Annotated in this window: 23 protein-coding genes and 1 tRNA gene; 9 read left to right on the top strand and 15 right to left on the bottom strand. The window is 37.6% G+C overall.

The window, feature by feature from the left end; translation table 11 throughout:
- Positions 1-513: 513 nt before the first annotated feature.
- Positions 514-2,049, bottom strand: coding sequence for a murein biosynthesis integral membrane protein MurJ (gene murJ / locus AACV00_RS17490; protein ID WP_161680071.1), 1,536 nt, complete (start codon positions 2,047-2,049; stop codon positions 514-516).
- A 170-nt stretch (positions 2,050-2,219) separates the two neighbouring features.
- Positions 2,220-2,801 (bottom strand): ribosomal protein S5-alanine N-acetyltransferase, encoded by a 582-nt coding sequence (rimJ, locus tag AACV00_RS17485; RefSeq protein ID WP_004247975.1) that lies wholly within the window; start codon positions 2,799-2,801, stop codon positions 2,220-2,222.
- A 194-nt stretch (positions 2,802-2,995) separates the two neighbouring features.
- On the opposite strand from rimJ, the gene mdtH reads away from it, so the two are divergent.
- Together mdtH and AACV00_RS17475 are read left to right on the top strand one after the other, a co-directional pair.
- Positions 2,996-4,198 carry a multidrug efflux MFS transporter MdtH gene (gene mdtH / locus AACV00_RS17480; protein WP_020945578.1) on the top strand — a complete coding sequence of 401 codons (1,203 nt, stop codon included), beginning with the start codon at positions 2,996-2,998 and terminating at the stop codon, positions 4,196-4,198.
- A gap of 41 nt (positions 4,199-4,239) precedes the next feature.
- Positions 4,240-4,794, top strand: a complete 555-nt coding sequence (locus AACV00_RS17475) for a lipoprotein (protein ID WP_004247972.1) — start codon at positions 4,240-4,242, stop codon at positions 4,792-4,794.
- Positions 4,795-5,031: 237 nt separating this feature from the next.
- On the opposite strand, the gene AACV00_RS17470 is transcribed toward AACV00_RS17475, so the two are convergent.
- The 4 genes from AACV00_RS17470 to ghrA all read right to left on the bottom strand — a co-directional run bounded on the left by AACV00_RS17470 (position 5,032) and on the right by ghrA (position 10,665).
- The gene (locus AACV00_RS17470; RefSeq protein WP_004242698.1) at positions 5,032-5,589 is read right to left on the bottom strand and encodes a TorD/DmsD family molecular chaperone; all 558 of its coding nucleotides are present in this window, start codon (positions 5,587-5,589) and stop codon (positions 5,032-5,034) included.
- A 223-nt stretch (positions 5,590-5,812) separates the two neighbouring features.
- Positions 5,813-6,421: a 2OG-Fe(II) oxygenase gene (locus AACV00_RS17465; protein ID WP_036905742.1), complete on the bottom strand. Its 609-nt coding sequence runs from the start codon at positions 6,419-6,421 to the stop codon at positions 5,813-5,815.
- A 244-nt stretch (positions 6,422-6,665) separates the two neighbouring features.
- Positions 6,666-9,533 (bottom strand): hypothetical protein, encoded by a 2,868-nt coding sequence (locus tag AACV00_RS17460; protein ID WP_161680069.1) that lies wholly within the window; start codon positions 9,531-9,533, stop codon positions 6,666-6,668.
- Positions 9,534-9,723: 190 nt separating this feature from the next.
- Positions 9,724-10,665, bottom strand: a complete 942-nt coding sequence (gene ghrA / locus AACV00_RS17455; RefSeq protein ID WP_161680067.1) for a glyoxylate/hydroxypyruvate reductase GhrA — start codon at positions 10,663-10,665, stop codon at positions 9,724-9,726.
- Between the two features lie 303 nt (positions 10,666-10,968).
- Here ghrA and AACV00_RS17450 point away from each other — a divergent pair.
- Together AACV00_RS17450 and dauA are read left to right on the top strand one after the other, a co-directional pair.
- Positions 10,969-11,056 (top strand) — tRNA-Ser (locus AACV00_RS17450).
- 571 nt (positions 11,057-11,627) lie between these two features.
- Positions 11,628-13,328: a C4-dicarboxylic acid transporter DauA gene (gene dauA, locus AACV00_RS17445; protein WP_161680065.1), complete on the top strand. Its 1,701-nt coding sequence runs from the start codon at positions 11,628-11,630 to the stop codon at positions 13,326-13,328.
- Between the two features lie 80 nt (positions 13,329-13,408).
- Here dauA and AACV00_RS17440 read toward each other — a convergent pair whose 3' ends face one another.
- From AACV00_RS17440 to hemA, 8 genes are all read right to left on the bottom strand, one after another.
- A complete protein-coding gene (locus AACV00_RS17440) occupies positions 13,409-13,933 on the bottom strand; it encodes a hypothetical protein (protein ID WP_004247966.1) in 525 nt (174 codons plus the stop codon).
- On the bottom strand, positions 13,930-14,208 hold the full coding sequence (locus AACV00_RS17435; protein ID WP_004247964.1) for a type II toxin-antitoxin system TacA family antitoxin: 279 nt from the start codon (positions 14,206-14,208) through the stop codon (positions 13,930-13,932). The genes AACV00_RS17440 and AACV00_RS17435 overlap by 4 nt, the downstream gene beginning before the upstream one ends.
- Positions 14,209-14,285: 77 nt before the next feature.
- Positions 14,286-15,215 (bottom strand): TIGR01212 family radical SAM protein, encoded by a 930-nt coding sequence (locus AACV00_RS17430; protein WP_004242691.1) that lies wholly within the window; start codon positions 15,213-15,215, stop codon positions 14,286-14,288.
- 7 nt (positions 15,216-15,222) lie between these two features.
- Positions 15,223-16,077 carry a 3-deoxy-8-phosphooctulonate synthase gene (gene kdsA / locus AACV00_RS17425; protein WP_004242689.1) on the bottom strand — a complete coding sequence of 285 codons (855 nt, stop codon included), beginning with the start codon at positions 16,075-16,077 and terminating at the stop codon, positions 15,223-15,225.
- Between the two features lie 57 nt (positions 16,078-16,134).
- Entirely contained in the window at positions 16,135-16,950 is an 816-nt protein-coding gene (gene sirB1 / locus AACV00_RS17420) for an invasion regulator SirB1 (protein WP_004242688.1), read from the bottom strand.
- Positions 16,928-17,776, bottom strand: coding sequence for a peptide chain release factor N(5)-glutamine methyltransferase (prmC, locus tag AACV00_RS17415; RefSeq protein ID WP_004247962.1), 849 nt, complete (start codon positions 17,774-17,776; stop codon positions 16,928-16,930). Before prmC ends, sirB1 begins: the two co-directional genes overlap by 23 nt.
- A complete protein-coding gene (prfA, locus tag AACV00_RS17410) occupies positions 17,776-18,858 on the bottom strand; it encodes a peptide chain release factor 1 (protein ID WP_004242680.1) in 1,083 nt (360 codons plus the stop codon). The genes prmC and prfA overlap by 1 nt, the downstream gene beginning before the upstream one ends.
- A gap of 28 nt (positions 18,859-18,886) precedes the next feature.
- Positions 18,887-20,149: a glutamyl-tRNA reductase gene (gene hemA, locus AACV00_RS17405; RefSeq protein ID WP_004242677.1), complete on the bottom strand. Its 1,263-nt coding sequence runs from the start codon at positions 20,147-20,149 to the stop codon at positions 18,887-18,889.
- 239 nt (positions 20,150-20,388) lie between these two features.
- Here hemA and lolB point away from each other — a divergent pair, with 239 nt between their 5' ends.
- From lolB to prs, 3 genes are all read left to right on the top strand, one after another.
- Positions 20,389-21,027, top strand: coding sequence for a lipoprotein insertase outer membrane protein LolB (gene lolB, locus AACV00_RS17400; protein WP_004242669.1), 639 nt, complete (start codon positions 20,389-20,391; stop codon positions 21,025-21,027).
- Complete coding sequence (gene ispE / locus AACV00_RS17395; RefSeq protein ID WP_004247961.1) at positions 21,024-21,899, top strand: 4-(cytidine 5'-diphospho)-2-C-methyl-D-erythritol kinase; 876 nt, start codon at positions 21,024-21,026, stop codon at positions 21,897-21,899. Before lolB ends, ispE begins: the two co-directional genes overlap by 4 nt.
- Before the next feature lie 88 nt (positions 21,900-21,987).
- Positions 21,988-22,935, top strand: a complete 948-nt coding sequence (gene prs / locus AACV00_RS17390; protein WP_004242665.1) for a ribose-phosphate diphosphokinase — start codon at positions 21,988-21,990, stop codon at positions 22,933-22,935.
- A gap of 238 nt (positions 22,936-23,173) precedes the next feature.
- Here the strand turns inward: prs and ychH are convergent, their stop codons facing one another.
- Positions 23,174-23,452, bottom strand: coding sequence for a stress-induced protein YchH (ychH, locus tag AACV00_RS17385; protein ID WP_004242663.1), 279 nt, complete (start codon positions 23,450-23,452; stop codon positions 23,174-23,176).
- A 344-nt stretch (positions 23,453-23,796) separates the two neighbouring features.
- Here ychH and pth point away from each other — a divergent pair, with 344 nt between their 5' ends.
- On the top strand, positions 23,797-24,381 hold the full coding sequence (pth, locus tag AACV00_RS17380; RefSeq protein ID WP_004242660.1) for an aminoacyl-tRNA hydrolase: 585 nt from the start codon (positions 23,797-23,799) through the stop codon (positions 24,379-24,381).
- A gap of 191 nt (positions 24,382-24,572) precedes the next feature.
- On the top strand, positions 24,573-25,664 hold the full coding sequence (ychF, locus tag AACV00_RS17375) for a redox-regulated ATPase YchF (protein WP_004242658.1): 1,092 nt from the start codon (positions 24,573-24,575) through the stop codon (positions 25,662-25,664).
- Positions 25,665-25,683: the final 19 nt, after the last annotated feature.

Here is a 25,683-nt window from a genome sequence, read left to right as displayed (position 1 = left end):
TTCGTAATATCTCATCATTTAGTAAGAAATATTTAACAGATGTGTCAATTTTTAAACCTAAACAACACAAGAGAGTTTATCTAAAAAAAGATAATTTGTCAAAGCGTAAGTTGCTAGAAAATAGCGTCTATTTTTTTACTTTATGTAAAATATTACTTAAAGTACACAATTTGTCTAAACCCATCACCTTTAAAATATGTTAAGTTTTTCTTATTAATTAATGGTTAAATATGGGCTAATATAGGCAAAAAATGGAAAATTTATTTATTTGACAGAAAAAAAATTAATAAAAAAATAAATGTTTATCTCTTGTTTTCCTTCACGACTATTCGCTAGAAAATTTAATCATGTATTTTATTGCGTAAATTACATGGTATAAATGTGATCTAGATAACAATATTTTTTGTCTAAAATAAGAGAGAAACACTAACTATAGGTGATGTTAAATAGTGGTAATAAATAGACAACGCCCCACTTTGTTACACTCAGTGAGGCGCCAGTTTGACAATAAAATTATAATGCTCGTAGAGAAAAATGTTTCGGTCTAAATCCAACAGCATATAAAGTGACAAAATAACTTGCGGCACCTGCCACAACAACAAGTAATAAACGTAAAATACGCATTAGCATATTCCCTTGTTGCCAATCAGGCATCACCCATAGCATGCCGACTAATACAGCACTCATCACAGCTAACGCAACAGCAAGTTTTAATAAAAAGATAGGCCAACCCGCTAATGGTTGATAAATATCTTGTTTACGGATTTGCCAAAATAGCATTCCTGCATTAAAACAAGCGGCTAATCCAATCGAAAGAGCCAGTCCCACATGTTTTAAACTCCCAACAAAAGCAAGGTTCATTAATTGAGTCAAAATAAGCGTTGCAATGGCAATTTTAACCGGGGTTTTAATATCTTGGCGAGAATAAAAGCCCGGTGCTAATATTTTTATAATAATTAACCCCATTAACCCAATGCAATACGCCACTAATGCTTGTTGAGTCATTAGCGCATCATGCCCATTAAAATTACCATATTGAAATAACGAAATGGTTAAAGGACCTGATAATAAAGCTAAACCCAAGGTACAAGGTAAAGCCAATAAAAAACAAAGCCTTAATCCCCAATCCATTAATTTCTGATATTCTTGTGTGTTGCCACTGGCAAAACTTTTAGATAATGAAGGTAATAGAATTGTTCCTAATGCCACCCCTAACACACCAGTAGGAAGCTCCATTAGGCGATCGGCGTAATACATCCAAGAGACTGAGCCAGACACTAAGAATGAGGCAAAAATAGTATTGATGATCAGCGAAATTTGGCTAACAGAAACCCCTAAAATAGCGGGTCCCATCAATTTAATAACACGCCACACCCCGCTATTTTTAAACGAGATCCGCGGTAATACCAACATCCCTATTTTTTTCAGATGCGGAAGTTGATACCCCAGCTGTAAAATTCCTCCCGCTAAAACAGCCCAAGCAAGCGCCATAATAGGTGGATCACAATAAGGAGCAACAACGAGAGCAAAAAAGATCATACTCACGTTTAACAACGTAGGTGCAAAAGCTGGAACAGAAAAGCGATTCCAAGTATTTAAAATAGACCCTGTTAATGATGCTAATGAAATTAATAAAATATAGGGAAAGGTGATTTTCAATAAATCCGTTGTGAGTTGGAATTTATCCGCTGAATCCGCAAAACCGGGTGCCGTAATATAAATAACCCACGGTGCGGCAACTATCCCTATTACTGTGACAATCGCTAAGATCAACGTCAGCATTCCCGATACATAAGCAATAAAGGTACGAGTTGCCTCTTCTCCCTGTTGACTTTTATACTCAGCTAAAATAGGAACAAATGCCTGTGAAAATGCGCCTTCGGCAAAAATGCGTCGCAATAGATTAGGTAGTTTAAAAGCAACAAAAAAAGCATCGGTTGCCATACCTGCGCCAAAAATACGCGCAATAATCGCATCACGAATAAAGCCCAGTACTCGTGAAAACATCGTCATCGAACTCACTGCAGCCAGTGATTTAAGTAAATTCATAGTTCATTCTAGTGTTTGTTGTGGTAAGGAATAAAAAGAAAGAGACTATACTCCGTCTCTCACACTGAAAAATCAATCATCAACTTGCTAGGAATACACTTAACTGTTTTTTTGATCAAAAAATAGTTCACCTTAGTCAAAAAACTCACTATTTTAATGTATATTCGCCATTATCCTTTGGGAGAAGGACGAGTTGTTAATGCGGTCAGCACATGATCACGCCACTCTTGATTTATCTGCAGATAATTTTTAGCGTAACCTTCTCGTTCAAAGCCATGTTTAGCCAATAAATTTCCACTGCGTAAATTATGAGGCATATAATTTGCCATAATACGATGCATTCCTTGTTGACGTTGCATAAAGCGTAATGTTTCATGCAATGCTTCTGACATATAGCCTTGCCCTTGCCACTTCTCACCGACTGAATAACCTAAAAAGCAGGCATTAAAAGCACCACGCATGACATTGCTGTAATTAGCGACCCCAATGACTTCATCTTCTTTTGGCGTCAATAATAGAAAATGAAAAGCACTCTCTTGGCGATGCAATTCATTTATATAAAGTAAGCGGTGCTCCCACCCTGAAGGTAAATAGTGCGATTTATCTCTTACTGGCTCCCAAGGGATCAAGAAATGGCGGTTTAGTGTATAGTAATTAGCTAACTTCTCTGCATCTCTTTCATAAGCTAAGCGAACGATCATTCTTTTCGTTTCAAAACGAACTTTAGGGATCCCACTACGATAACCAAACATATCAGTCCTGTTGTATTTTTGATTAATCTTATTCTGAAGTAATCCTACTATTTCTAGCATTATCATCAATAAAAAAATATCATCTATAATAAGCTATCAATTAATAAAATTAACAGACAGAATAGATAAACAAAGCTCTGTCTTTGCCCTCCCTTTTATTTATTTTAAATCATTTGTTTAACTTATGGTGAATAATGGCACTGGTAACACAAGCTCGCACCTTGGGGAAATACTTTCTCCTCCTTGACAATATGCTGGTTGTTTTAGGATTTTTTGTCGTATTCCCTTTAATATCAATTCGGTTTGTTGAGCAATTAGGCTGGGCGGGTGTGATTGTCGGCTTTGCCCTTGGGTTAAGACAACTTGTACAGCAAGGCTTAGGCATTTTTGGCGGTGCCATCGCAGACCGATTTGGTGCTAAGCCGATGATTATTACCGGTATGCTATTACGTGCTCTTGGCTTTGCATTAATGGCTTTAGCGGATGAACCTTGGATCCTTTGGTTATCTTGTATTTTATCTGCACTCGGTGGCACTTTATTTGATCCGCCAAGAACTGCCCTCGTGATAAAATTAACTCGCCCTTATGAACGGGGTCGGTTTTATTCTTTATTATTAATGCAAGATAGTGCGGGTGCCGTTATTGGGGCTTTAATTGGCAGTTGGTTACTCCTTTATGATTTCCATTTAGTTTGTTGGGTTGGCGCTGGCGTATTCGTTCTTGCGGCTATTTTTAATGCTTGGTTACTACCTGCCTATCGTATATCAACCACGAGAACACCGATAAAAGAAGGGCTAAAACGCGTTATTCTTGATAAACGTTTTGTTCAGTATGTTCTTACTCTTACGGGATACTTTGTACTGTCGGTACAAGTTATGCTGATGTTTCCGATTGTTGTTAATGAAATTGCCGGCACCCCTAGCGCAGTAAAATGGATGTATGCGATTGAAGCTTTATTATCATTAACACTGCTTTACCCTATTGCCCGTTGGAGTGAAAAACATTTTCGCCTAGAACAGCGCTTAATGGCAGGATTATTTCTGATGAGTATCAGTATGTTTCCTGTGGGGATCACCCACTCATTACATGCCATATTTCTTATTATCACCCTATTTTACCTAGGCACTATTACCGCAGAGCCTGCTCGAGAAACATTAAGTGCCTCTTTAGCAGATCCTCGTGCTCGAGGCAGTTATATGGGTTTTAGTCGATTAGGGTTAGCTTTTGGTGGCGCGATTGGCTATACCGGAGGGGGATGGATGTATGATATTGGCAAACAACTTGAACTGCCTGAACTACCTTGGTTTTTATTAGGCACAATAGGGTTTATCACCCTTTACGCACTACATCGACAATTTAATCGTAAAAAAATTGAAACAGCCATGCTTACCCCATAGAGATCAGGTACACTTAGCGTGTTTACCATCAAGGAGTGTGTATGAAAGCTATTTTTTTGACTGCTTTATTTGTATTAACTAGTTTAGTGACTGGCTGTGATCAAATCAGACAATTTGATGTCAGTGAAAAAGTAATTAATGACTATCTGAGTCAAAAATCGGGATTACAAAAACACATTGGGGAAGACGGTGTTGTTTCTGCCGATATCACATTAAGTGATTTAGCGATCCAAATTGGTCGTACTGAGCCTGGAAAAGTGAGCTTTTCTGGTAGTGCTTCTCTTAAAATTGATTCTTTGTTTGGCAAAACTGGCGCGAATGTGAATTTAACTTTATCAGGCCAGCCCTTTTATCAAGCAGAGCTTGGGGCGATATATATCAAGTCAATGAAAATTGATAGCTATAAAGTGTCTCCTGAAAAAATGGAGCCAGTTGTAATGGCATTAAAACCTTACTTAGATACGACTATTGCGACTTATTTTGATAATCAGCCTGTTTATGTGCTCAACCCTGAAAAAAATAGTGCAGAAGCGGCTGCCTTTAAATTAGCAAAAGGGATTGAAGTTAAACCGGGTAAGTTTGTGATCCAACTTTAATCACAAAATGGTTAATTAAATATTTTTATCGTAATAAGGGCATTGGTTTTTATAAATATAAATAATTATAATATATATTGAATATTAATCATGATGATGAGTCATAGGATTAATGCTGATATAAATTAATTATTTTCTAGCCATAACATGCGCAATAAGCAGAACGGCACCCAAATAAGATAGCTATTCTAGGGTGCCGTTCAAAAAAACAACGTTTTTATTATAGGATTTAATTATTTATTTTTCGTTTTCTTCATCTGATAATTCTTCTCGTAATGCAGAAAGTGCACCACGCGTAATTGCTGCTAAAGTACGATAAAAATTTGTTTTAGCATGCGCTTCAACCTTACCTAAAAAGGTTCCCGCCCAAGGTAATAGATAGTTATCAAATAACTGTGTTTGTGCTAATACTTCATCTTGTGCGGCATTATCTTCAAGCCAAGAAGCCGCAAGTAACAACGCACCAAAGCTATCTGTCGCTGATCCGGTGACAGGCATACCTCGAGTGACTAAGAATTGACGAATATCTTGCTCTTTTATATCACCGTAATCATGTGCATAAAGAGATACTGCGGGTATTGGGTCAGCAAAAAGCGATTGGTAGTCAGCTTCTACTGCTGCTAAATCAGCTACGCTACTTTTTAACGTTTTGAATAGTTCATCTTGCTCTAATGGCCATAATTGGCTTAGTTTATCTTCCGCTATCATGGTTATGATCGGTGCTAAAATAGCATCACTCGGTGCTCGTTGAAATAATGTACCTAGTAGACGGCAGACAATCGAAAATTCATTCATTCTATTTTCACCCCATAAAGTTTGGTTTTATTGTCCTGTTAACCACCAGAAAATCAACAATTTTCTTTATTCTCTTTTCACCCTATTCCATTAATTACACATTATTTTCAGTCATTAATAACAGAAAAAGCGCGCTCTTATCATTAAGCTATATAGCCTAATATAAGAAACGCGCCTAATCCCATGTTATTTCTATTACGACAATAACACTTTATTGCATCATTTAGCTGGCGATATCGAGAAAATTATCTCTGACACCATTAACTCGAAACCACCCTGCAATACTGATCCTCTCTTTATGAGTAGGTAATACTTCATGTGGAAATTGTTCTGAAAGAAAAACCACTAAACGGCCACCTTGAGGAGCGACTGTCGCTAATTGATTATCATCCAGATCATAGATAACTAGCTCTCCACCGTCTTGTGGTGCCCATTCATCATTAAGATATAACACTGTCGTTAAACGTCTTGTGACATTTTCTTTAAATGCATCAAGATGTTTTTTATAGAAAGCACCTTTTTCATAACAAGCGAAATGCGCTTCATATTCAAACAGCCCTAAAAAGAACTCACGATTAACTGCTCGTTGAATGCTTTCCATCTGCATAAGATAATGTTGAACTGGCTCTCCCATTTGCGGCTCTAGCCAACGAATTTTATCACTGCGTATCGTGGTTTCTGCTAATAGGTTTTCATGACGTCCTATACGTGCTTGTTGTGCATCATTACCAAAACAAGCACGCAATTGTTTAACCGCCTCAGGTGTAAGGAAATCATCCCATACACACCAACCTTTATCTGCAATTTGTTCAAGAAGACTTGCTATATTCATTAGTCATATTGTCTGATTAACAGGGGAAACTATCTTATAGCACCATATTAGGCCAAATGACAATCTAATAAACTTATCCTTTCGATTACATGAATTTATTAGAACTAAATTCTATAAAAAAGAAAAACACATTGAAATATAAGATATTATTCCATAGAGGGCTACTATAAAAAACTAAAAAACATTGAATAATAATATATTGCGTTATACATCACCCCAAACAAAGATAAGAAAAATAAATGGTTTACTGAAAATAATAATTGGTAGTTATTTTATCCAATTGCTTTTCATATTTATCATATAAAAAATTAATTTCACCTTTAACTTGATGATGCATAATAGACTTTTTGCTTTCTAATCGTAAAAAAGCAAGAGGAAATGATTTTGCTTTATCGGCGAGTTCACTTATAGACATCACATCTATTGAATTAAGCTGGTATTCAATATTATTTAACTCTTGTTTCGCGCTATTATAGAAATTATCTAATTTATCTTTTATATCATTAACTGTTAGATTTTCATCGGTTTTCACTTCATTGATAAGCTCTTCCAGTTGAGTTTCAAGCACTGTATAACGCGCTTTCCCCTCACTATTTAGCTGATATTTAGAAATAAAATATGGCGTAAATTTTTCATTCATATTATTTTTTTGCTGTGAAGAAAGTATTTTTTTCTTTTCTGTTAAATCAGCTAAGAATTGTTGTACTCTGTTATTATTGTGTACTAGATCTATTGAGTTATCTATTACATCACTCTTGAGAGAAAGATCATTCTCCATCAATTGTGGATTTAGTTTGTTTTTTAATTTCTTATTTGCATCCAACTGTAAATAAACATGATCAAGTTTATTTATACTTCTTTTAACATCGTATTGAACGGGGTATTTATCAAATAGCTTATTTATTTTAAGTACTCTTTTATAAAGTCCTTTTAAATTATTTTTATGTGCTTCAAATTCTTTTTTGTCTTGTTTTATTTTGCCATCATAAATCCTATGTTTAAATAGTGAATTAACTCTTTTTTCTAACATGACTTCAAAATTTTTCAATGATGTCAATGGGTACCAGTGAATATTATGCGATGCTTTTGTCGCTGAAGGTGTAAATTTTAAATCTCGGTATAATTCAAAACTTCCGCTAAAATACTCAACATCAACATTTTTTTCCAACTGTTTTGCTTTGGTCTCTCCATGACCAATAAATTTATTTATATTGTGAATGACATTTATTATTTTTAAAGAGAGATTAGCACCAACCGCATTTCTCGGTAAATTTAATTCTATATTTTCATTAGCAGAAACTCCCACATCAAAACTAGCTTCACTTCTAAGTTCAACACCTAATGACGCGTTTTGTGTTCTATTAAATTCCAGCGTTGCATTATCCTTAAGTTCACTCTCTGTAAGAGATACCCCTTGATTAATAAATTCGACTAAATCTTTTGGTTGAATTTTAAATGAAAAATTAGATTTTTTTTCATAATGATAATCGAGTATCACACTGGCCATTAACGGTGTAACAAAACCATAATCAATCGGCCCTTCTCTCCATTTTTGATCATAGCTAAAAACCCCAGCAGATAAGCCCGTAGCAATCCCCGCATCCATTTTATTTACAAATGAGAATACAACTTCATCTTGCTTATTTTTTGAAATTGTCAGAGCATGTGTTTTTGCATAATTAGCTAAAAGAAATGCATTTACATCAATGCTTTTAGGTAAATTAAATGCACTAATGCCAAAGAATGCACGGATATCATTATATTGGCTAATTGTAATGCTTTCTTTATCATTTAATTGTTCTACTAAAGAATAAACAACCTCACCTTGAGATTTACCATTGTTAATTCCAGTAATATATTTATTAAGCAGATGATAATCATGTTTAATCGCTTTTTTTACATCATTTAGAGCAACCGTTTTAATTGTTCTCGGTAATGTAGCAGAATTAACTATAGCTTTTATAGTAGAAAATATACCTCTAAAACCAGGATCAAGACTTTTCGCGATATCTTTTACCATTGCACCATATTTTTTTAATGCATATTGTTGTTTTGCTCTATCAAAGTGAACCCTTGCATTATCAATAGCCGACGAAAAAAAGGGAATATTTTTAGCACTAAAATTACCTATTTTTTGAGTAGAAAATGGCTGTCCTGAGTGATAGTTTTTATAGTTATTTTCTCCAACCATTGAATAAAAAGATAACGGTGGCTCTTGAGTTAAACGAGTGATTTCATAATGATAATCTTTTAATGCAAAAATATGTAGAGGATCAAAGTAATATATTTTTATTTTATTACCTTTATCAACCACAAGTTGGATTTTATTTAACACCGGTTTTATCGCTAATATTTTATCTTTTGATTTTAATGGCAATTTTATTTGATTTTTTTCACTCTTACCATCTACGTCATCCCCTTTAGATATTAGCGTTGGTGGTAAGCCATATGTAAAAAGTTTATTATCTTGTAAAGTTATAGTAATAGGCATCCCTTCTCTATTTATTTTTAATACATTTCCTTCTTCTTTTTCTATAATATTATTAATATTAGATAAATCATGTTTTAAACTATCTTCTATTTCATATTTTTCATATTCAATAATAAAATTAATATTAGTATTATCGGTAGCGTCATCGTTTAAATTATATTCACCTTCAATCTTTTTAAATTTTATTTTATAAAGTTCATTGTTATTTCCTGAACTATCTCTCTTACTCCCAATTAAAAACCCATTATAATCGACATATAGTTCTTTAAATTTTATATCATCACCATGTTGAGAGTTGATATGAAATACATTATATTTAAAACCTCCATTAAAGTACTTTTGAATTAATCCGGTAAATAAATCATATGTTTTCCCTTTTATTAACATTAAGGTTCCATCATCATCAAGGGTAATTCCCATATTATTAAGTAGTGGACTATTTGTTGATCCAAGATAGACATAATTATTTACATTATTTAAGCTAAACTGTTTAATATTTTGATTTTTATTATATAAAACAGGAGTATTAGACACATCGGAAATATAATCTGTTGCTTTATAATTATTAAAAACAACAACTTCTGTTAACTTATTAACATATGTCATTATTTTACCAATCATAAATACCTCAACATTTCAAGCAGATGAGGTATCATCGATAAGACATATTATAAGAGATATCTTTTATAGCCTATTTTTTTATTATATTATCTAAATTCTAGAAAAAGTTCTTTTTTTGAAAGTTTAGGAAAAAAATAGACAATAAAATAAAATTTATTGTCTATTTATATATATATTATATCTATATTATTTAATAGCCACTTTTCATATCCACAACACCAAAAGGAGTTTCGCCCTTTTCAATACGTTGAATATTTTCAACAATTGTATCCATTGCAATATCTGGAATAGTAAAAGCAGCAATATGCGGTGTAATAGAGATACGAGGATGAGTCCAAAACGGATGCATACCCGGTAATGGCTCTTGGCTAAATACATCTAAAGAGGCATCAGCAATATAACCTTGATCAATAGCTTCTAGCAGATCTTGATCAACAAGATGTGCCCCCCTTGCCAAATTAATTAAATAAGAAGAAGGTTTAAGCTGTTCAAAAAGCGAGAAATTTAAAATACCATGAGTTTGTGGTGTATAAGGTAATAGATTGATTAACAACTGACACCCTTTAACAAAATCGCTCAGTTGATCGTTACCATAAAAACTCTCTACCTGATTAATTTGCTTTTTACTACGACTCCAGCAACGCACGTTAAAACCAAGTTCAGCAAGCTTAGTCGCTACACTCGCGCCTAATGCACCTGCACCCAAAACACCAATAACAAAATTATCATAAGTATGTGCGGGGAGTTGTTTCCATAAGCGTTGTGATTGTTGACGTTTATAATCATCCATACGGCGAAAATAATACATCACTTTAGCAATGGTATACTCTTGCATTTGCAAACCCATACCCGTGTCTTCTAAACGCATTACCGGAACCCCAGCGGGTAATGTGCCTGGTTTTTGTTGCTCTTGCTTTAAAATGGCATCAACACCCGCACCAAGTGCAAAAATACCTTTTAATTGGTTACGGCTTGCTAACATTTCATAGGGAGGAAGCCAGACCATTGCATAATCAGCAGGCTTATCATCACCATGCTCCCAAACACGAATATGCGCGTCAGGAAGTCGTGCTTTCATTCCACTTATCCATGTATTTGCATCAAAAAAAGGATGATAAAAAATAATATTCATTTTTGCCTTCCTCCAGCATTTTTACCATAGGGTGCGAGGGTTATGCTTTTATTTCAAGTCTGTTTGAAAAAGTTGTTAAGAAAAATGTTGATAATGTTAACCAGCTAACGAAATTTAGCTAAAAAATGGATGTTACATCTCAAAAGAGATCACATTATTTGCTTAAGCCTTGTTCATATTGTTTTTTATTTGACTGGTTGGCACAAAAGTTAAGGAAAAAACGCATTTAGCTGTTGACGCTTATCACTCTTTTCCCTATAGTAGCGCCCCGTTGAGCATGAATGCCATGTTTAACCACAATATGGTGAGATGTCCGAGAGGCTGAAGGAGCACGCCTGGAAAGTGTGTATACGGCAACGTATCGAGGGTTCGAATCCCTCTCTCACCGCCATCTTCTAAGAAAGCGCCTAGTTAAAAAACTAGGCGTTTTTTTGTCTTGCTGTCCTTAATCTATACAGCATCTATACAGCGACAAAGTTCTGCTTGCTACCAGTACTAAAATTGTAATAATAAATTTATTGTGATTGTTTTTATATACGTTGCTATTAACTGATTCTAGATACTTAATTAATCTATTTAATAAAAATGCTCTTTTTCATATACATTAATTAGCTTTATTTATAGAATTGTTTTTTCCTTTATTTTATAAAATACTTTTTAGCTATTTTTATGCATTACTATTTTTAATGACAATTATTCTAAAATAAAACGCTTTATATAATTTATAGAATAACGTCAAACTTCTTTTTCATGAAAGTAACAGAATAAATACAATACGTTACATAACGTTATCTCTTTTGCTTAAGTTTTTCAATTAATTGCTTTAATTTTCGCTAAGTATTAAGATAGTGTTTAATAATTTGATATATCACATTATTATTAGCAAATAAAAGCGATATCCTTTCTGCTCTTTTTTATCGCCTTTATTCGGCATTTGACTTCTTATTTTGGTTTAAGCCTAAATGAAAACGCATAAAGTTAACCGGGTTCGCCCCTTTAGTGCATTTATTGATGCATGTGTAAAAGAGCCTTACTCTTTTGCCCGTTTATTAAAAGATATTATTGCAGGGATCACCGTCGGCATTATCGCAATACCACTAGCAATGGCATTGGCTATTGGTAGCGGTGTTCCCCCGCAATACGGTCTTTATACCGCAGCTATTGCCGGTATTATTATCGCTGTAACAGGTGGCTCTCGCTACAGTGTTTCAGGGCCTACTGCCGCCTTTGTGGTGATACTTTATCCTGTTTCACAACAATTTGGTTTAAGTGGGCTATTAATTGCCACTTTGATGTCTGGGATTATTTTAGTGGTTATGGGGTTAGCTCGTTTTGGTAAGCTCATTGAATATATTCCCGTTTCTGTCACATTAGGATTTACTTCGGGGATTGCCATCACTATCGCCACCATGCAGATCAAAGATTTCTTTGGCTTAGAAATGTCGCATGTCCCAGAAACCTATATTGATAAAGTGATTGCTCTAGGTGCCGCTCTACCGACAATCCATCTTGGAGATACATTAATAGGTGCAACCACTCTCTTAGTATTAATTTATTGGCCTAAATTGAATTTACGTCTTCCAGGCCATTTACCAGCATTAATTGCCGGTACGGCTGTTATGGGGATAGTTAATTTATTTGGCCATGATGTTGCCACCATTGGTTCACAATTTAGCTATCTATTGCCTGATGGTTCAACAGGACAAGGTATTCCGCCGATCCTGCCACAATTTGTGCTACCGTGGAATTTACCCAGTAGTGGTGAGTCTATTGCATTAAATTGGAGCACGGTCAGTGCGTTATTACCCGCCGCTTTTTCAATGGCAATGTTAGGTGCGATTGAATCACTCCTCTGTGCTGTGGTGCTTGATGGTATGACGGGGAAAAAACATCACTCTAATGGTGAGTTAGTCGGTCAAGGTATTGGTAATATTGTAGCGCCTTTCTTTGGTGGGATCACCGCAACTGCGGCTATTGCCCGCTCAGCGGCAAACGTACGTGCCGGTGCAACGTCCCCTGTATCTGCGATTGTGCACTCTTTATTAGTTTTAGTAACTTTACTGGTTTTAGCGCCTTTTCTCTCTTATTTACCATTAGCAGCAATGTCTGCATTGTTATTAATTGTTGCATGGAATATGAGTGAAACTCGTAAAGTTATCGATCTTATTCGTCATGCACCAAAAGACGATATTATCGTTTTAGTATTATGTTTATCGCTTACCGTGCTGTTTGATATGGTTATTGCGATCACTATCGGCATTGTATTAGCCTCTTTATTATTTATGCGTCGTATTGCTAATATGACTAAAATAACAGAATCAACTTATACTGATGATGATAAACAATTATTAGTTGTGCGTGTTAATGGTCCGCTATTCTTTGCTGCCGCCGAGCGTATTTTTAATGAATTACGTGAACGTAGTAAAGGATATAAAACTCTTATTATGCAGTGGGATGCTGTACCTGTATTAGATGCTGGGGGATTACATGCTTTTCAACACTTTGTGGCGGATGTGCAACATGATACTCATATTATTGTTTGTGATATTCCCTTCCAGCCATTAAAGACATTAGCAAGAGCACGAGTAACGCCAATTGATGGCACACTTAATTTTTATCCTTCGCTACAAAAAGCGCTGGATGATATGGAATTAATTCAGTAGTTTTTTAATTATTAATTATAAAAATCTTTAAGCCCTTAATTTACACTATTTAATTAAGGGCTTAATTATTAAGTTATTATTTATATTTTATTTGCCATTGAAAGTGCAGTATAAATGGTTTTAAAGGAAATTAATAAAGAAAGAGGGGTATCTAATAATGGTATTGCCCCGTAGCTAATATACCAATTAGCGACTCGTTCATTTTTAGCATCTATAAGTAAAGCAACGCCTCCCAATTCACTAGCAACGGAAAGACAACGCCTTCCTGCTGCAAGCAATAATTGCCCACCCAAACCTTTTCCTTGAACGGATAGATCCGTAGCTAGTCGTGCAAGTTTAAAAACAGGGATATCATGACGCGCTAAGCCATGTTTGATCAATTCGGGCGTTCTTTCGAACTCAATAGAAGCAGGACATAAGCTGTAATAACCTAATATAATATTATTACTATTATTGATAGCTAAATATGTTTTCGCACTACCATTCTCATGATTTTGTCTTGCATGGCGATACAGAAATTGGTTTAGTACTGCATCGCCACAATTAAATCCATTTCTATTATGTTTTTTACTGATCGCTTCTTCGTGCCAATTTGGTATTGTCATGCATTGTCCGGTAGAGCAAAAGCCGCTGCAAGTAGTTTAGCATTAGGCTTTGGTGGATTATCTAAAAGTTCCATAACACGTAATGTGTCTTTTTCTGATAATTTTAAACGCTCATTATTTTCAATAACTTGCCGAGCTACAGGTACAATATTACGAAGTACAAACTCTGTTAAGTTTGTATTTTCCAAACTAGCAGCACGAACCAGCAGTGATTTATCTTCTGTAGTGATACGAATTGACACTCGTTCACTGTTTTCTACTAGTGCTTGAGCCATAGCAACCTCCTTTGTACAGCTTCAAAGCGTACAGTATGATTAAAAAAGTTACAAGTGATTTTATGTTGAGTGGATAATTATTTACAATTAGCCACAAAAGGCTTATTTATCCCACTACCTTGTACGCCTTTCTCTAATAAGTATTGATAGAGTGCATTCATACCCAACCAGTGATTTTCACACCATTCAGGGGCTAATAAAGTAGGTTTTCTGGCACTGGCACAAACACGATGATAAATAACTTCTGCAGGAGTATGACGGATTATTTCACCAGCAGTATAAACATATTGTTGTTGTGTTAATGCACTAATACGCCCTGCTTTCCATGCTTTGGCTATCGTACTCCCCTCAACTATGTGTAAAGGGTGTAATTTTAGTCCATCAACACCGGTTTCTACTACCTGCTCTAAGGTTTGCATATTTAACTGATGATCTTCACGAGGTAAACCGATAATAAGATGCGTACACACCTTTAAACCTCGGCGACGCGCTTCTTTTGTGGTTGCTTGATAACATTGAAAATCATGACCACGATTAATATGCTTTAATGTCTTATTATGTGCAGTTTGTAATCCTAACTCTAACCATACTTCATAACCTTGTTCGCAATAGCCTTGCAGTAGATCTAACACACTGACGGGCACACAATCAGGGCGTGTTCCCACACATAATCCAACCATATTGGCTTGTAATAATGCACTTTCATACATTTTTCGTAGATGTTCTACTTCTGCATAGGTACTAGTATAGGCTTGAAAATAAGCTAAATAACGGCGAGCACGGGTAATATGCTTAGCTTGGTAGGCGATTTGCTCTTCAATAGAGTGATATTGCGTTTGCTCATCAGCAAAAGAAGAGACATTGCAAAATGTACACCCTCCTCGTCCTAATGTGCCATCTCGATTAGGACAACTAAAACCACCATGAAGGGTTATTTTGTGGATTTTTTCATGATAACGGCGCTGGAGATCAGCGCCGAACATATTCACTACAGTGTGTAGTTGCATAACAATGTTATTTACTGGTATCTAACTCAGGGAAGCTTTTTACCAGAGAGTCAATCGCTTTAATTTGAGCTAAGAAAGGTTCTAATTTAGCTAATGGTAAAGCTGATGGGCCATCACAGCGGGCATGATCAGGATCGGGATGAGCTTCAAGAAATAACCCTGCCAGACCCACTGCCATACCTGCACGAGCTAACTCAGCGACTTGTCCACGACGACCACCAGAAGCCGCACCGAATGGATCACGGCATTGTAGTGAGTGGGTAACATCAAAAATCACTGGAGCCCCTTCTGAGGCTTGCATCATGACATGAAAACCTAGCATATCGACCACTAAATTATCGTAACCAAAATTACTACCACGGTCACATAAAATCACTTGGTCGTTACCACCTTCTTTAAATTTCTCGACGATATTTCCCATTTGACCAGGGCTAACAAACTGTGGCTTTTTCACGTTAATTACAGCACCCGTTTTAGCCATTGCCTCAACCAAATCGGTTTGACGCGCTAAGAATGCCGGTAGCTGAATAACATCAACGACTTCAGATACAGGCTGAGCTTGTGAAGGTTCATGAACATCAGTGATAATTTTTACCCCAAAAGTCTCTTTTAGCTCTTGGAAAATTTTCATTCCTTCATCAAGACCCGGTCCACGATAAGAGTGGATAGATGAGCGGTTTGCTTTATCAAAAGAGGCCTTAAATACATAAGGAATATCTAATTTTTGAGTAACCGTGACGTAATGCTCACAAATACGCATGGCTAAATCGCGCGATTCCAATACATTCATGCCACCAAAGAGCACAAAGGGTAAATTATTTGCTACCTTGATATCACCAATACTCACCACTTTATGTTGCATATCTATTCCTATCTTATTTTGCCATGTACCGTTATATACCCAGTACGGGATTAAATTTTAATGTAAAACAACAGGATGCTGTTCTATTGAATGAATTTGAATTTTAATCATCTCTGAAATGGGATCTTCCGGACACTGTTCAACAAAGTAGTTAAGGTCAGACAATGCCACATGATTACACTCTAATTGAGCATAAATCAGCCCACGATCACGTATTTCATAGGGATCTTCTGGATCAAACAATAATACCGTTTCACTGGTCTTAAGTGCCTGCTCCATCTTCTTTTCTTCCATTAAAGAGACTTTGAGTGTATCTAATAACTTGCGAATAATAGAACTGTGTTCTGACTCTTCTAGATCGGATGCTGATAGCTCAGATGTACTGCCTACATTACCTTTTAGCCAAACGTCTAAAGTATGACGAGAAAGATATTCACCATTAATGGGATTTAAGAAAAGTGGTTTTTCATCCGGAATATCTATTCTGATAATTAACTGTGTAGGAAAAATAACTGGCGCTAACGGTAAATTTATTGCCTGTGCGATATAAATTAAAATGGAACCTAATGACACAGGTGAACCAATATGAGTGGCCAATACTTTATCTAACCATAACGTATCAGAAAGACAATATTTGCCACTTGCACCACTGAAATGCCATTGTTTATAAAATAGCTTCAGCAGTGCATCAATTCTCTCTTGTATACTGGCTTGGTGGGGAATTTCCGCTTCTGCTTGCTCCACCAGCTGTGCCAATTGATAGCCAACTGAAGTGACTGGAAAATCTGGGCGAATTGCCTGAGAGATAAGGATCATACCCTTAACCAAAGGGGCTTTGTTAAATTCGTAATCAGCTATGGTTTCTATCATCATTCCAACGACCTACTGTCACTCGCTCATTACCGCCGTAATCACGGAAAGTTTCCACGCAGCAGTAACCCTTATCAATAAAAATATTACGTACTCTTTCACCTTGTTGCCAACCATGCTCTATTAATACCCAACCGTTATTAGCTAAAAACTGACGGGCATTTGTAATAATAAGCTCAATATCAGCAAAACCATGATCTGCCGCGACCAATGCGGTTAATGGCTCAAAGCGAACGTCTCCTTGAGAAAGATGTTCATCTTCTTCATCAATATAAGGAGGATTGCTGATTATCATATCAAATTGATAGCCAGAGAGTGAACTAAACCAGCAACTTTCCATAAATTCTACGTTGCTAAGTGCCAAATGTTGTGCATTTTCTGTCGCTAATGCTACCGCTTCTGGTTGAAAATCAACACCAAGGACACGACAGTCAGAACGTTCCGAAGCTATCGCTAAGGCAATAGCCCCCGTCCCCGTACCTAAATCTAAAATTCGGCTTGCTTGTGCAGAGAGTTTCTCTAATGCTTTTTCAACTAGACATTCGGTATCAGGCCGAGGGATAAGTGTTGCAGGAGAGACTTTTAAAGGTAGTGACCAAAATTCTCTCTCTCCTACTAAATAAGCGATAGGCTCGCCCTTTATACGTCGAGCAAGGAGGGATGACAATTGCACTAGTTCATCTTCTAAAAGTACAGTTTCACTAAAAGCAATCAAATAAGTACGAGCACGTTTTGTTACGTGCCCTAATAGAATTTCTGCGTCCCGCTTTGGGCTGTCACTATCAATTAATTGCAAGGCTGCTTGATGCAGCCATTGTTTATAATTCATTAATCTTGCTCAGATAAAGCGGATAGCTGATCGGCTTGATATTCAGTGACAATAGGTTGAATAAGTGCATCTAGTTTACCTTCCATCACCTCATCTAACCGGTAAAGCGTAAGGTTTATGCGATGATCCGTCACGCGACCTTGTGGGAAATTATAAGTTCTAATACGATCAGAACGATCACCTGAACCTAATAAGTTACGGCGTTCAGATGCTTCGGCTTCTTGACGTTTTTGTACTTCGGCAGCACGAATACGCGCACCTAATACTGACATCGCTTTCGCTTTGTTTTTATGTTGAGAACGCTCATCTTGACACTCTACCACAATGCCCGTCGGGATATGCGTAATACGGATGGCCGAATCCGTGGTATTTACGTGCTGACCACCCGCCCCTGATGAGCGAAAAGTATCAATACGTAAATCACTTGGGCTAATTTCGGGTAATTCAGCTTCTGGCACTTCAGGCAATACCGCAACAGTACAAGCAGAAGTGTGAATGCGTCCTTGAGATTCTGTTTCAGGCACGCGTTGTACACGATGCCCGCCTGATTCAAATTTCAGTACCCCATAAGCGCCATCACCAATCACTTTGGCAATGATCTCTTTATAACCGCCATGTTCGCCTTCGTTTGCATTCATCACTTCAATACGCCAACGACGTGCTTCGGCATAACGGCTATACATACGGAACAGGTCACCGGCGAAAAGTGCGGCTTCATCACCACCCGTTCCGGCACGAATTTCAAGGAAACAGTTGAACTCATCATCAGGATCTTTAGGTAATAACAGTACTTGAAGTTGCTGTTCTAGCTCCTCATTGACGCTTTGTGCTTCTTTTAGCTCTTCTTGAGCCATCTCTTTCATTTCAGGATCATCAAGCATCATTTCTGCCGCTTCCATATCATCTTGCACTTTTCGCCATTGACGATAACAAGATGTGACATCCGTTAATTGAGCATACTCTTTTGAAAGCGCACGAAAACGCTCCTGAGAGGCAATAACATCAGCTTCTGCTAGAAGTGCTTGAATTTCTTCATAACGCTCTTGTAGAGCTTCCAACTTAGCGACAATAGAAGGCTTCATTCGTAGATTAAGATCCTGTTAGATAAAGTTAATTATGGGTAATACCCAAACTTTCACGTAAGAGATTCAGGCGTTCAATATCACCATCACTGGCAGCCTGTTGAAGAGATTTGGTTGGTGTATGAATAAGGCGATTCATCAACTGATGAGAAAGCTGTTGGATCACTTTTTCTGCATCAGCGCCATTTTGTATCAATGCAATCGCTTTTTCTGCCATTTCTGCACGTAACATTTCTGCACTATCGCGATATTCTCTAATCGCCCCGACAGCACCTTGAGCACGTAACCAATCCATAAATTGGCCACTCTCTTGTTGCACGATATGTTCAGCTTCAATGGCTGCGGCTTGGCGCTGTTCACGGTTATGCTGAATGATAGCTTCTAAATCATCAACACTATAAAGATAAACGTTACTCAGTTTTTCAATATCTTGTTCAATATCACGAGGCACAGCAATATCAACGAGTAGCATTGGTTGATTACGACGTTTCTTTAACGCCCTTTCTACCATGCCTTTGCCAATAATAGGCAACGGACTTGCTGTTGAACTGATCACAATATCCGCTTGAGAAAGTGACTCATCAATATCAGATAAAGTGATAACCTCAGCGTCAACTTCATTCGCTAAACGTTGCGCTCGCTCTTTGGTGCGATTAGCAATAATGATTTTTTTGACTTGATGTTCACGTAAGTGACGCGCCACTAATTCAATCGTTTCACCCGCACCGACCAATAAGATAGTCAATGATGATAATGACTCAAAGATTTGGCGCGCTAAAGTACAGGCAGCAAAAGCGACAGAAACAGCATTAGCACCAATTTGGGTCTCTGTTCTCACTCTTTTCGCAACTGAAAAGGATTTCTGAAACAGACGTTCCAGCTCTGAAGAGAGCGAGTGGTAGTTTTGAGAATCGGCAAACGCTTTTTTGACTTGCCCTAAAATTTGCGGTTCACCTAGCACCAAAGAATCTAAACCACTAGCAACGCGCATCAGGTGGCTCACTGCTTGATTATCTTGATGCCAATAAACACTATTTTTAAGCTCATGAGGCTCAATTTGGTGATACTGACATAACCAACTGATCAGTTGTTCATGGCTATTTTCTTTATCTTCTAGACTCAGATAAAGCTCAGTACGGTTACAAGTAGACAGCACTACACCACCTCTTACAGCAGGTTGCTGTAACAAGTTATTTAAGGCGTCACCCATGGTATCAGGAGAAAAAGAGACTTTCTCACGTAACGCTACGGGGGCTGTTTTGTGATTAATACCTAATGCTAATAACGTCATATCTTATAATTGAGTTATGAATAAATACCGACTCGCGACTTGACTTAGTATAAACCTAAAACAGCGCATTTAGTATGGACTCTTCATTGCCGCCATTCTACTTGATGAACTCTTTCAATAAAAGTGCTTACTTGTATGATAGGCAAATTCAATCGACTATTTAACGAAATATCGTTATATCTTCGCGTTTATGATACGCTTTTTTGCAACAAAGAACGAATGTAAGGAATATCTCAGCTATGCGCTCACGCATTTTTCCAACCAAATCACTTTTGCGTCTCCTTCCGCTAGCTGCGCTGCTACTAAGTGCATGTAATTTAAATAATATACAAACACAAGGTTCAGCGTCAGATAACGATGTTCAATGGCAATCGCGTCAACAAGCATTAAATAAGATTTCACAATATGAGACACGTGGCGCCTTCGCTTACATTGAAGGCACCTATAAAACTTACGCACGTTTCTATTGGCAAGATAAAGATACCGATCGCTATCGCTTACTTTTAACCAATCCATTGGGGACGACAGAGCTAGACTTAAATGTGATGCCTGGTGTGATTGAAGTGACTGATAATGGTGGTAAAAAGTATTATAGTGACAATCCAACTGAAATGATTTATCAGCTCACCGGTATGGTGATCCCTTTAAAAAATTTACGCGCTTGGTTAATTGGTTTACCGGGTGATGCCACGGATTTTGAACTCGATGCAAATCATCTTTTAAAATCGGTTACATGGCCAACCCCAGAAGGTGATTGGGTGGTAACCTACCAATCCTATGACACCGCAATAACACCGAACTTGCCACAGCGCCTTGAATTAAAACAAGGTGAACGCACGATAAAATTAAAAATGGATAACTGGGATATACAGCAATGACACTAAGTTGGCCCTCTCCTGCCAAATTAAATCTTTTTCTCTACATTACCGGGAAACGCCCCGATGGTTACCATAATCTACAAACCTTATTTCAATTTTTAGATTATGGCGATACGCTGACTTTTACGCCCCGTAATGATACGCAGTTAACCATCTTAACCCCCGTTGAAGGGGTTGCAGATGAAGATAATCTGATTATTAAAGCAGCCAAATTATTACGTCAATACTGCCATCAGCACCATATTCCCCTACGCTATCAAGGGGCAGATATTAGTATTGATAAAAAACTGCCCATGGGAGGAGGTTTAGGGGGAGGCTCTTCCAATGCTGCGACAACACTGATAGCCCTTAATTACCATTGGCAAGCAGGCCTAAGCGATGAAACATTAGCCACACTCGGCGTGACGTTAGGCGCAGATGTGCCGGTATTTGTTAAAGGGCATGCCGCTTTTGCTGAAGGTGTTGGTGAAATATTAACCCCAGCATCACCCAAAGAGTGTTGGTATTTAGTTGCTCACCCCGGAATTTCTATCCCAACCCCGACAATCTTCACAGATCCAGAATTAAAACGTAATTCGCCTATTCGCTCTCTGGGCGCATTATTACAGGCTCCGTTTGCAAATGACTGTGAAATGATCGCAAGAAAACGTTTTCGTGAGGTTGAATATCTGCTTTCGTGGCTGTTAGAATATGCACCGTCACGCTTAACTGGGACAGGTGCTTGTGTATTCGGTGAGTTTGAATCGCAAGAGGCCGCTAGTGAAGTGTTAATTAACGCCCCTGAGTGGGTGCACGGATTTGTGGCGCAAGGCGTTAACATTTCCCCTGTGCATTTATTCCGCTCAAGGATACCTGTGTTATTGCACCCGTAACTATGATGTTTACAAACCCTATGTTGATAAACACGTTCTTTACAGGTCAACAATATCTCTCTCTGGACGCAAGCCTGAGGTTTTTCTCGTGCCCGATATGAAGCTTTTTGCTGGTAACGCAACCCCGGAACTGGCTCAACGTGTTGCCAATCGACTCTATACTAGCTTAGGAGACGCTGCTGTAGGTCGTTTTAGCGACGGTGAAGTCAGTGTGCAAATCAACGAAAACGTACGTGGTGGTGATGTTTTTATCATTCAATCAACCTGCGCACCAACTAATGATAACTTAATGGAATTAGTGGTCATGGTTGATGCATTACGTCGAGCTTCCGCTGGTCGTATCACTGCTGTTATTCCTTACTTCGGCTATGCCCGTCAGGATCGCCGTGTTCGTTCAGCCCGTGTTCCTATCACGGCTAAAGTTGTTGCGGATTTCTTATCTAGTGTAGGCGTAGACCGTGTTTTAACCTGCGACTTACATGCAGAACAAATCCAAGGGTTCTTTGATGTACCGGTTGACAATGTCTTCGGCAGCCCGATCCTTTTAGAAGATATGCTTCAAAAAGAATTGGACAACCCTATTGTTGTTTCTCCAGATATTGGCGGTGTTGTTCGCGCTCGTGCTATCGCTAAACTTCTGAATGATACTGATATGGCAATTATTGATAAACGTCGCCCTCGTGCTAACGTTTCTCAAGTTATGCATATTATCGGTGACGTTGCTAATCGCGACTGTATCCTTGTTGACGATATGATCGATACAGGTGGTACATTATGTAAAGCAGCAGAAGCGCTGAAAGAACGTGGTGCTAAACGTGTATTTGCTTACGCGACTCACCCTATTTTCTCTGGTAATGCTGTTGAGAACATCAGAAGCTCTGTTATTGATGAAGTGGTTGTCTGCGATACAATTCCATTGTCAGCAGAAATCAAAGCATTAAATAAAGTCCGCTCATTGACCTTGTCTGGTATGTTGGCTGAAGCCATTCGTCGTATCAGTAATGAAGAGTCAATTTCTGCGATGTTCGAACATTAATTTGTCGATTTAATATCGTACTTTGAGATAATTAAACCCGCTATAGCCTATGTTATAGCGGGTTTTTTGTTATCTTTTTAAGATAAAATATTTAGACAATAAAAAAACCCGCGATCACTTTATCAGCGGGTCTTTAGATATGTATTATCTGCATATTAACGACAATGAGTTACTTATTATCTATTCTTACTTTATTATGAATTATGATTTTATCTATATTTTATTGATGCCCACACTGTTATGGATAACGATGATTATCATGGCGACGATAACGTTCGTCATGATTACGCAACCACCAATATCTTTCTGCAACGGTTTCTCTACCACCAATACGAGCCCCTGCTAACCAAACAAGTGCACCAATAAAGATCCCCATTAGCGAAGCATCAGATAAAATATCAGGTAGTCCTAATGGAAAAATATGGCTAAGAAGATTATAACCGAGACTACCGAGCATAAGCACCATACCGATAGCCATCAATAAATTGCCAACGGCAAAAGCATGTTTATATTTCATGTTGCACCTCCAAGCGCGTCGTCAGACGATTCAACACCAAAATACATCGAATAACCTTTTATTCATTGCAGTTATTATAGCCATAAAGACTAAAAAGGTATTGTCGCAGTGATCACATGCTCTGAAAATTATTGACAATTCTTTGCAAAAAATGTGTTTTATTGCTTTTATAAATCATTTATCGGTGCTAATACGCCTGTTTCGCTCTTTTTGCCCTATAAATAATAAGTATTCTCTCCTAGAAAGATTTCAACAAAATAATCATGACAATCTATTTTGTGCTTCTTGACAGAGAAAGGTAAACTAGATGCTTTCTTTTAAGACGATAACAGTGAAAGGCAATTGTGAGTAAAATTAAACTTATCGTCGGGTTAGCCAACCCCGGTGCTGATTATGCCCAGACTCGCCATAATGCGGGTGCTTGGTATGTTGATTTATTGGCTCAACGTCATCAACAATCTCTAAAAGAAGAGAGCAAATTCTTCGGCTATACTGCTCGTATTAATTTAAATGGTAATGATGTTCGTTTATTAGTCCCTACCACTTTTATGAATTTAAGTGGTAAAGCGGTATTAGCGATGGCAAATTTTTATCGTATTCAACCCGATGAAATATTGGTTGCACATGATGAACTGGATTTACCACCGGGTGTGGTAAAAATGAAATTGGGTGGCGGTAATGGTGGCCATAACGGACTAAAAGATATTCAGAGTAAATTTAGCAATAACCCCAATTTTTATCGATTACGTATTGGGATTGGTCATCCCGGTGATAAAAACAAAGTGGTCGGTTTTGTGTTAGGTAAACCACCAACAAGTGAGCAAAAACTTATTGATGATGCAATTGATGAAGCCCTTGCTTGTACAGATATTCTGATGCGTGATGGTTACGAAAAAGCCATTAATCGTTTACATAGCTTTAAAGCTTAACCCCTATCAATAAAGCTATTAGTGTATCAAATAAGTTAACTGGGCAATGCCATGCCCTTTTCTTTTGCGCAATTAATCCCTGATGATTTAATCAAACAGGGATTTGTTCTATAATAGCGCCAATTTTTTTAACAGCACACAACAGGAGCTCCCCCTTTCCTGTTGTTTTTTATGTGACAAGGTGAACGTTTATGGGATTTAAATGTGGTATCGTCGGTCTGCCTAACGTAGGGAAATCTACACTGTTTAATGCCTTAACTAAGGCAGGTATTGAGGCAGCCAACTTCCCATTCTGTACTATTGAGCCAAATACAGGTGTTGTACCCATGCCTGATCCTCGCTTAGATAAGTTAGCAGAAATTGTAAAACCACAACGAGTGTTACCCACAACAATGGAGTTTGTTGATATTGCAGGTTTGGTTAAAGGCGCATCTAAAGGTGAAGGCTTAGGTAACCAATTCCTTACCAATATCCGCGAAACTGAAGCTATCGGCCATGTCGTGCGTTGTTTTGAAAATGACAATATTGTGCATGTGGCGGGTAAAGTCGATCCTGCTGAAGATATTGAAACAATTAATACCGAATTAGCGCTTTCTGACTTAGATACCTGTGAACGAGCAATGCATCGTAATCAGAAAAAAGCCAAAGGTGGTGATAAAGTTGCTAAAGCAGAGATGGAAGTTTTAGAGAAATGTTTACCGCACTTAGAAAAAGCCGGTATGTTGCGTGCATTAGATTTAAGTGATGAAGAAAAAGCGATTATCCGTTATTTAAGCTTTTTAACCCTGAAACCAACCATGTATATTGCCAACGTCAATGAAGATGGTTTCGAAAATAATCCTTATCTTGATACGGTACGTAAAATCGCTGAAGCCGAAGGCTCTGTTGTTGTTCCTGTTTGTGCTGCTATCGAAGCAGATATTGCAGAGCTAGACGATGAAGAGCGCGAAGAGTTTATGCAAGATTTAGGCATCGAAGAGCCGGGCTTAAACCGTGTTATCCGTGCAGGTTATGCGTTACTCGATTTACAAACTTACTTTACCGCTGGTGTAAAAGAAGTCCGTGCTTGGACAATCCCTGTAGGTGCAACTGCCCCACAAGCTGCAGGTAAGATCCATACTGACTTTGAAAAAGGTTTTATCCGCGCCCAAACCATCTCATATAATGACTTTATCACTTATGGTGGTGAACAAGGTGCGAAAGAAGCCGGTAAAATGCGTGCGGAAGGTAAAGATTATATCGTGCAAGATGGCGATGTGATGAACTTCTTGTTTAATGTGTAATAAATAGCTTTATCATTAT

Origin of the sequence: Proteus sp. G3927 (genome assembly GCF_963894685.1) — a bacterium.
Taxonomy (GTDB): Bacteria; Pseudomonadota; Gammaproteobacteria; order Enterobacterales; family Enterobacteriaceae; genus Proteus; species Proteus mirabilis.
Note: the sequence above shows the minus strand (reverse complement) of the source record. Positions and strands in the feature narration are given on the sequence as shown.

What these genes read in the sequence shown, in the direction of transcription:
- murJ (WP_161680071.1), bottom strand. Translation starts at nt 2,049, where the DNA reads ATGAATTTACTTAAATCACTGGCTGCAGTGAGTTCGATGACGATGTTT.
- rimJ (WP_004247975.1), bottom strand. Translation starts at nt 2,801, where the DNA reads ATGTTTGGTTATCGTAGTGGGATCCCTAAAGTTCGTTTTGAAACGAAA.
- mdtH (WP_020945578.1), top strand. Translation starts at nt 2,996, where the DNA reads ATGGCACTGGTAACACAAGCTCGCACCTTGGGGAAATACTTTCTCCTC.
- AACV00_RS17475 (WP_004247972.1), top strand. Translation starts at nt 4,240, where the DNA reads ATGAAAGCTATTTTTTTGACTGCTTTATTTGTATTAACTAGTTTAGTG.
- AACV00_RS17470 (WP_004242698.1), bottom strand. Translation starts at nt 5,589, where the DNA reads ATGAATGAATTTTCGATTGTCTGCCGTCTACTAGGTACATTATTTCAA.
- AACV00_RS17465 (WP_036905742.1), bottom strand. Translation starts at nt 6,421, where the DNA reads ATGAATATAGCAAGTCTTCTTGAACAAATTGCAGATAAAGGTTGGTGT.
- AACV00_RS17460 (WP_161680069.1), bottom strand. Translation starts at nt 9,533, where the DNA reads ATGATTGGTAAAATAATGACATATGTTAATAAGTTAACAGAAGTTGTT.
- ghrA (WP_161680067.1), bottom strand. Translation starts at nt 10,665, where the DNA reads ATGAATATTATTTTTTATCATCCTTTTTTTGATGCAAATACATGGATA.
- dauA (WP_161680065.1), top strand. Translation starts at nt 11,628, where the DNA reads ATGAAAACGCATAAAGTTAACCGGGTTCGCCCCTTTAGTGCATTTATT.
- AACV00_RS17440 (WP_004247966.1), bottom strand. Translation starts at nt 13,933, where the DNA reads ATGACAATACCAAATTGGCACGAAGAAGCGATCAGTAAAAAACATAAT.
- AACV00_RS17435 (WP_004247964.1), bottom strand. Translation starts at nt 14,208, where the DNA reads ATGGCTCAAGCACTAGTAGAAAACAGTGAACGAGTGTCAATTCGTATC.
- AACV00_RS17430 (WP_004242691.1), bottom strand. Translation starts at nt 15,215, where the DNA reads ATGCAACTACACACTGTAGTGAATATGTTCGGCGCTGATCTCCAGCGC.
- kdsA (WP_004242689.1), bottom strand. Translation starts at nt 16,077, where the DNA reads ATGCAACATAAAGTGGTGAGTATTGGTGATATCAAGGTAGCAAATAAT.
- sirB1 (WP_004242688.1), bottom strand. Translation starts at nt 16,950, where the DNA reads ATGATGATAGAAACCATAGCTGATTACGAATTTAACAAAGCCCCTTTG.
- prmC (WP_004247962.1), bottom strand. Translation starts at nt 17,776, where the DNA reads ATGAATTATAAACAATGGCTGCATCAAGCAGCCTTGCAATTAATTGAT.
- prfA (WP_004242680.1), bottom strand. Translation starts at nt 18,858, where the DNA reads ATGAAGCCTTCTATTGTCGCTAAGTTGGAAGCTCTACAAGAGCGTTAT.
- hemA (WP_004242677.1), bottom strand. Translation starts at nt 20,149, where the DNA reads ATGACGTTATTAGCATTAGGTATTAATCACAAAACAGCCCCCGTAGCG.
- lolB (WP_004242669.1), top strand. Translation starts at nt 20,389, where the DNA reads ATGCGCTCACGCATTTTTCCAACCAAATCACTTTTGCGTCTCCTTCCG.
- ispE (WP_004247961.1), top strand. Translation starts at nt 21,024, where the DNA reads ATGACACTAAGTTGGCCCTCTCCTGCCAAATTAAATCTTTTTCTCTAC.
- ychH (WP_004242663.1), bottom strand. Translation starts at nt 23,452, where the DNA reads ATGAAATATAAACATGCTTTTGCCGTTGGCAATTTATTGATGGCTATC.
- ychF (WP_004242658.1), top strand. Translation starts at nt 24,573, where the DNA reads ATGGGATTTAAATGTGGTATCGTCGGTCTGCCTAACGTAGGGAAATCT.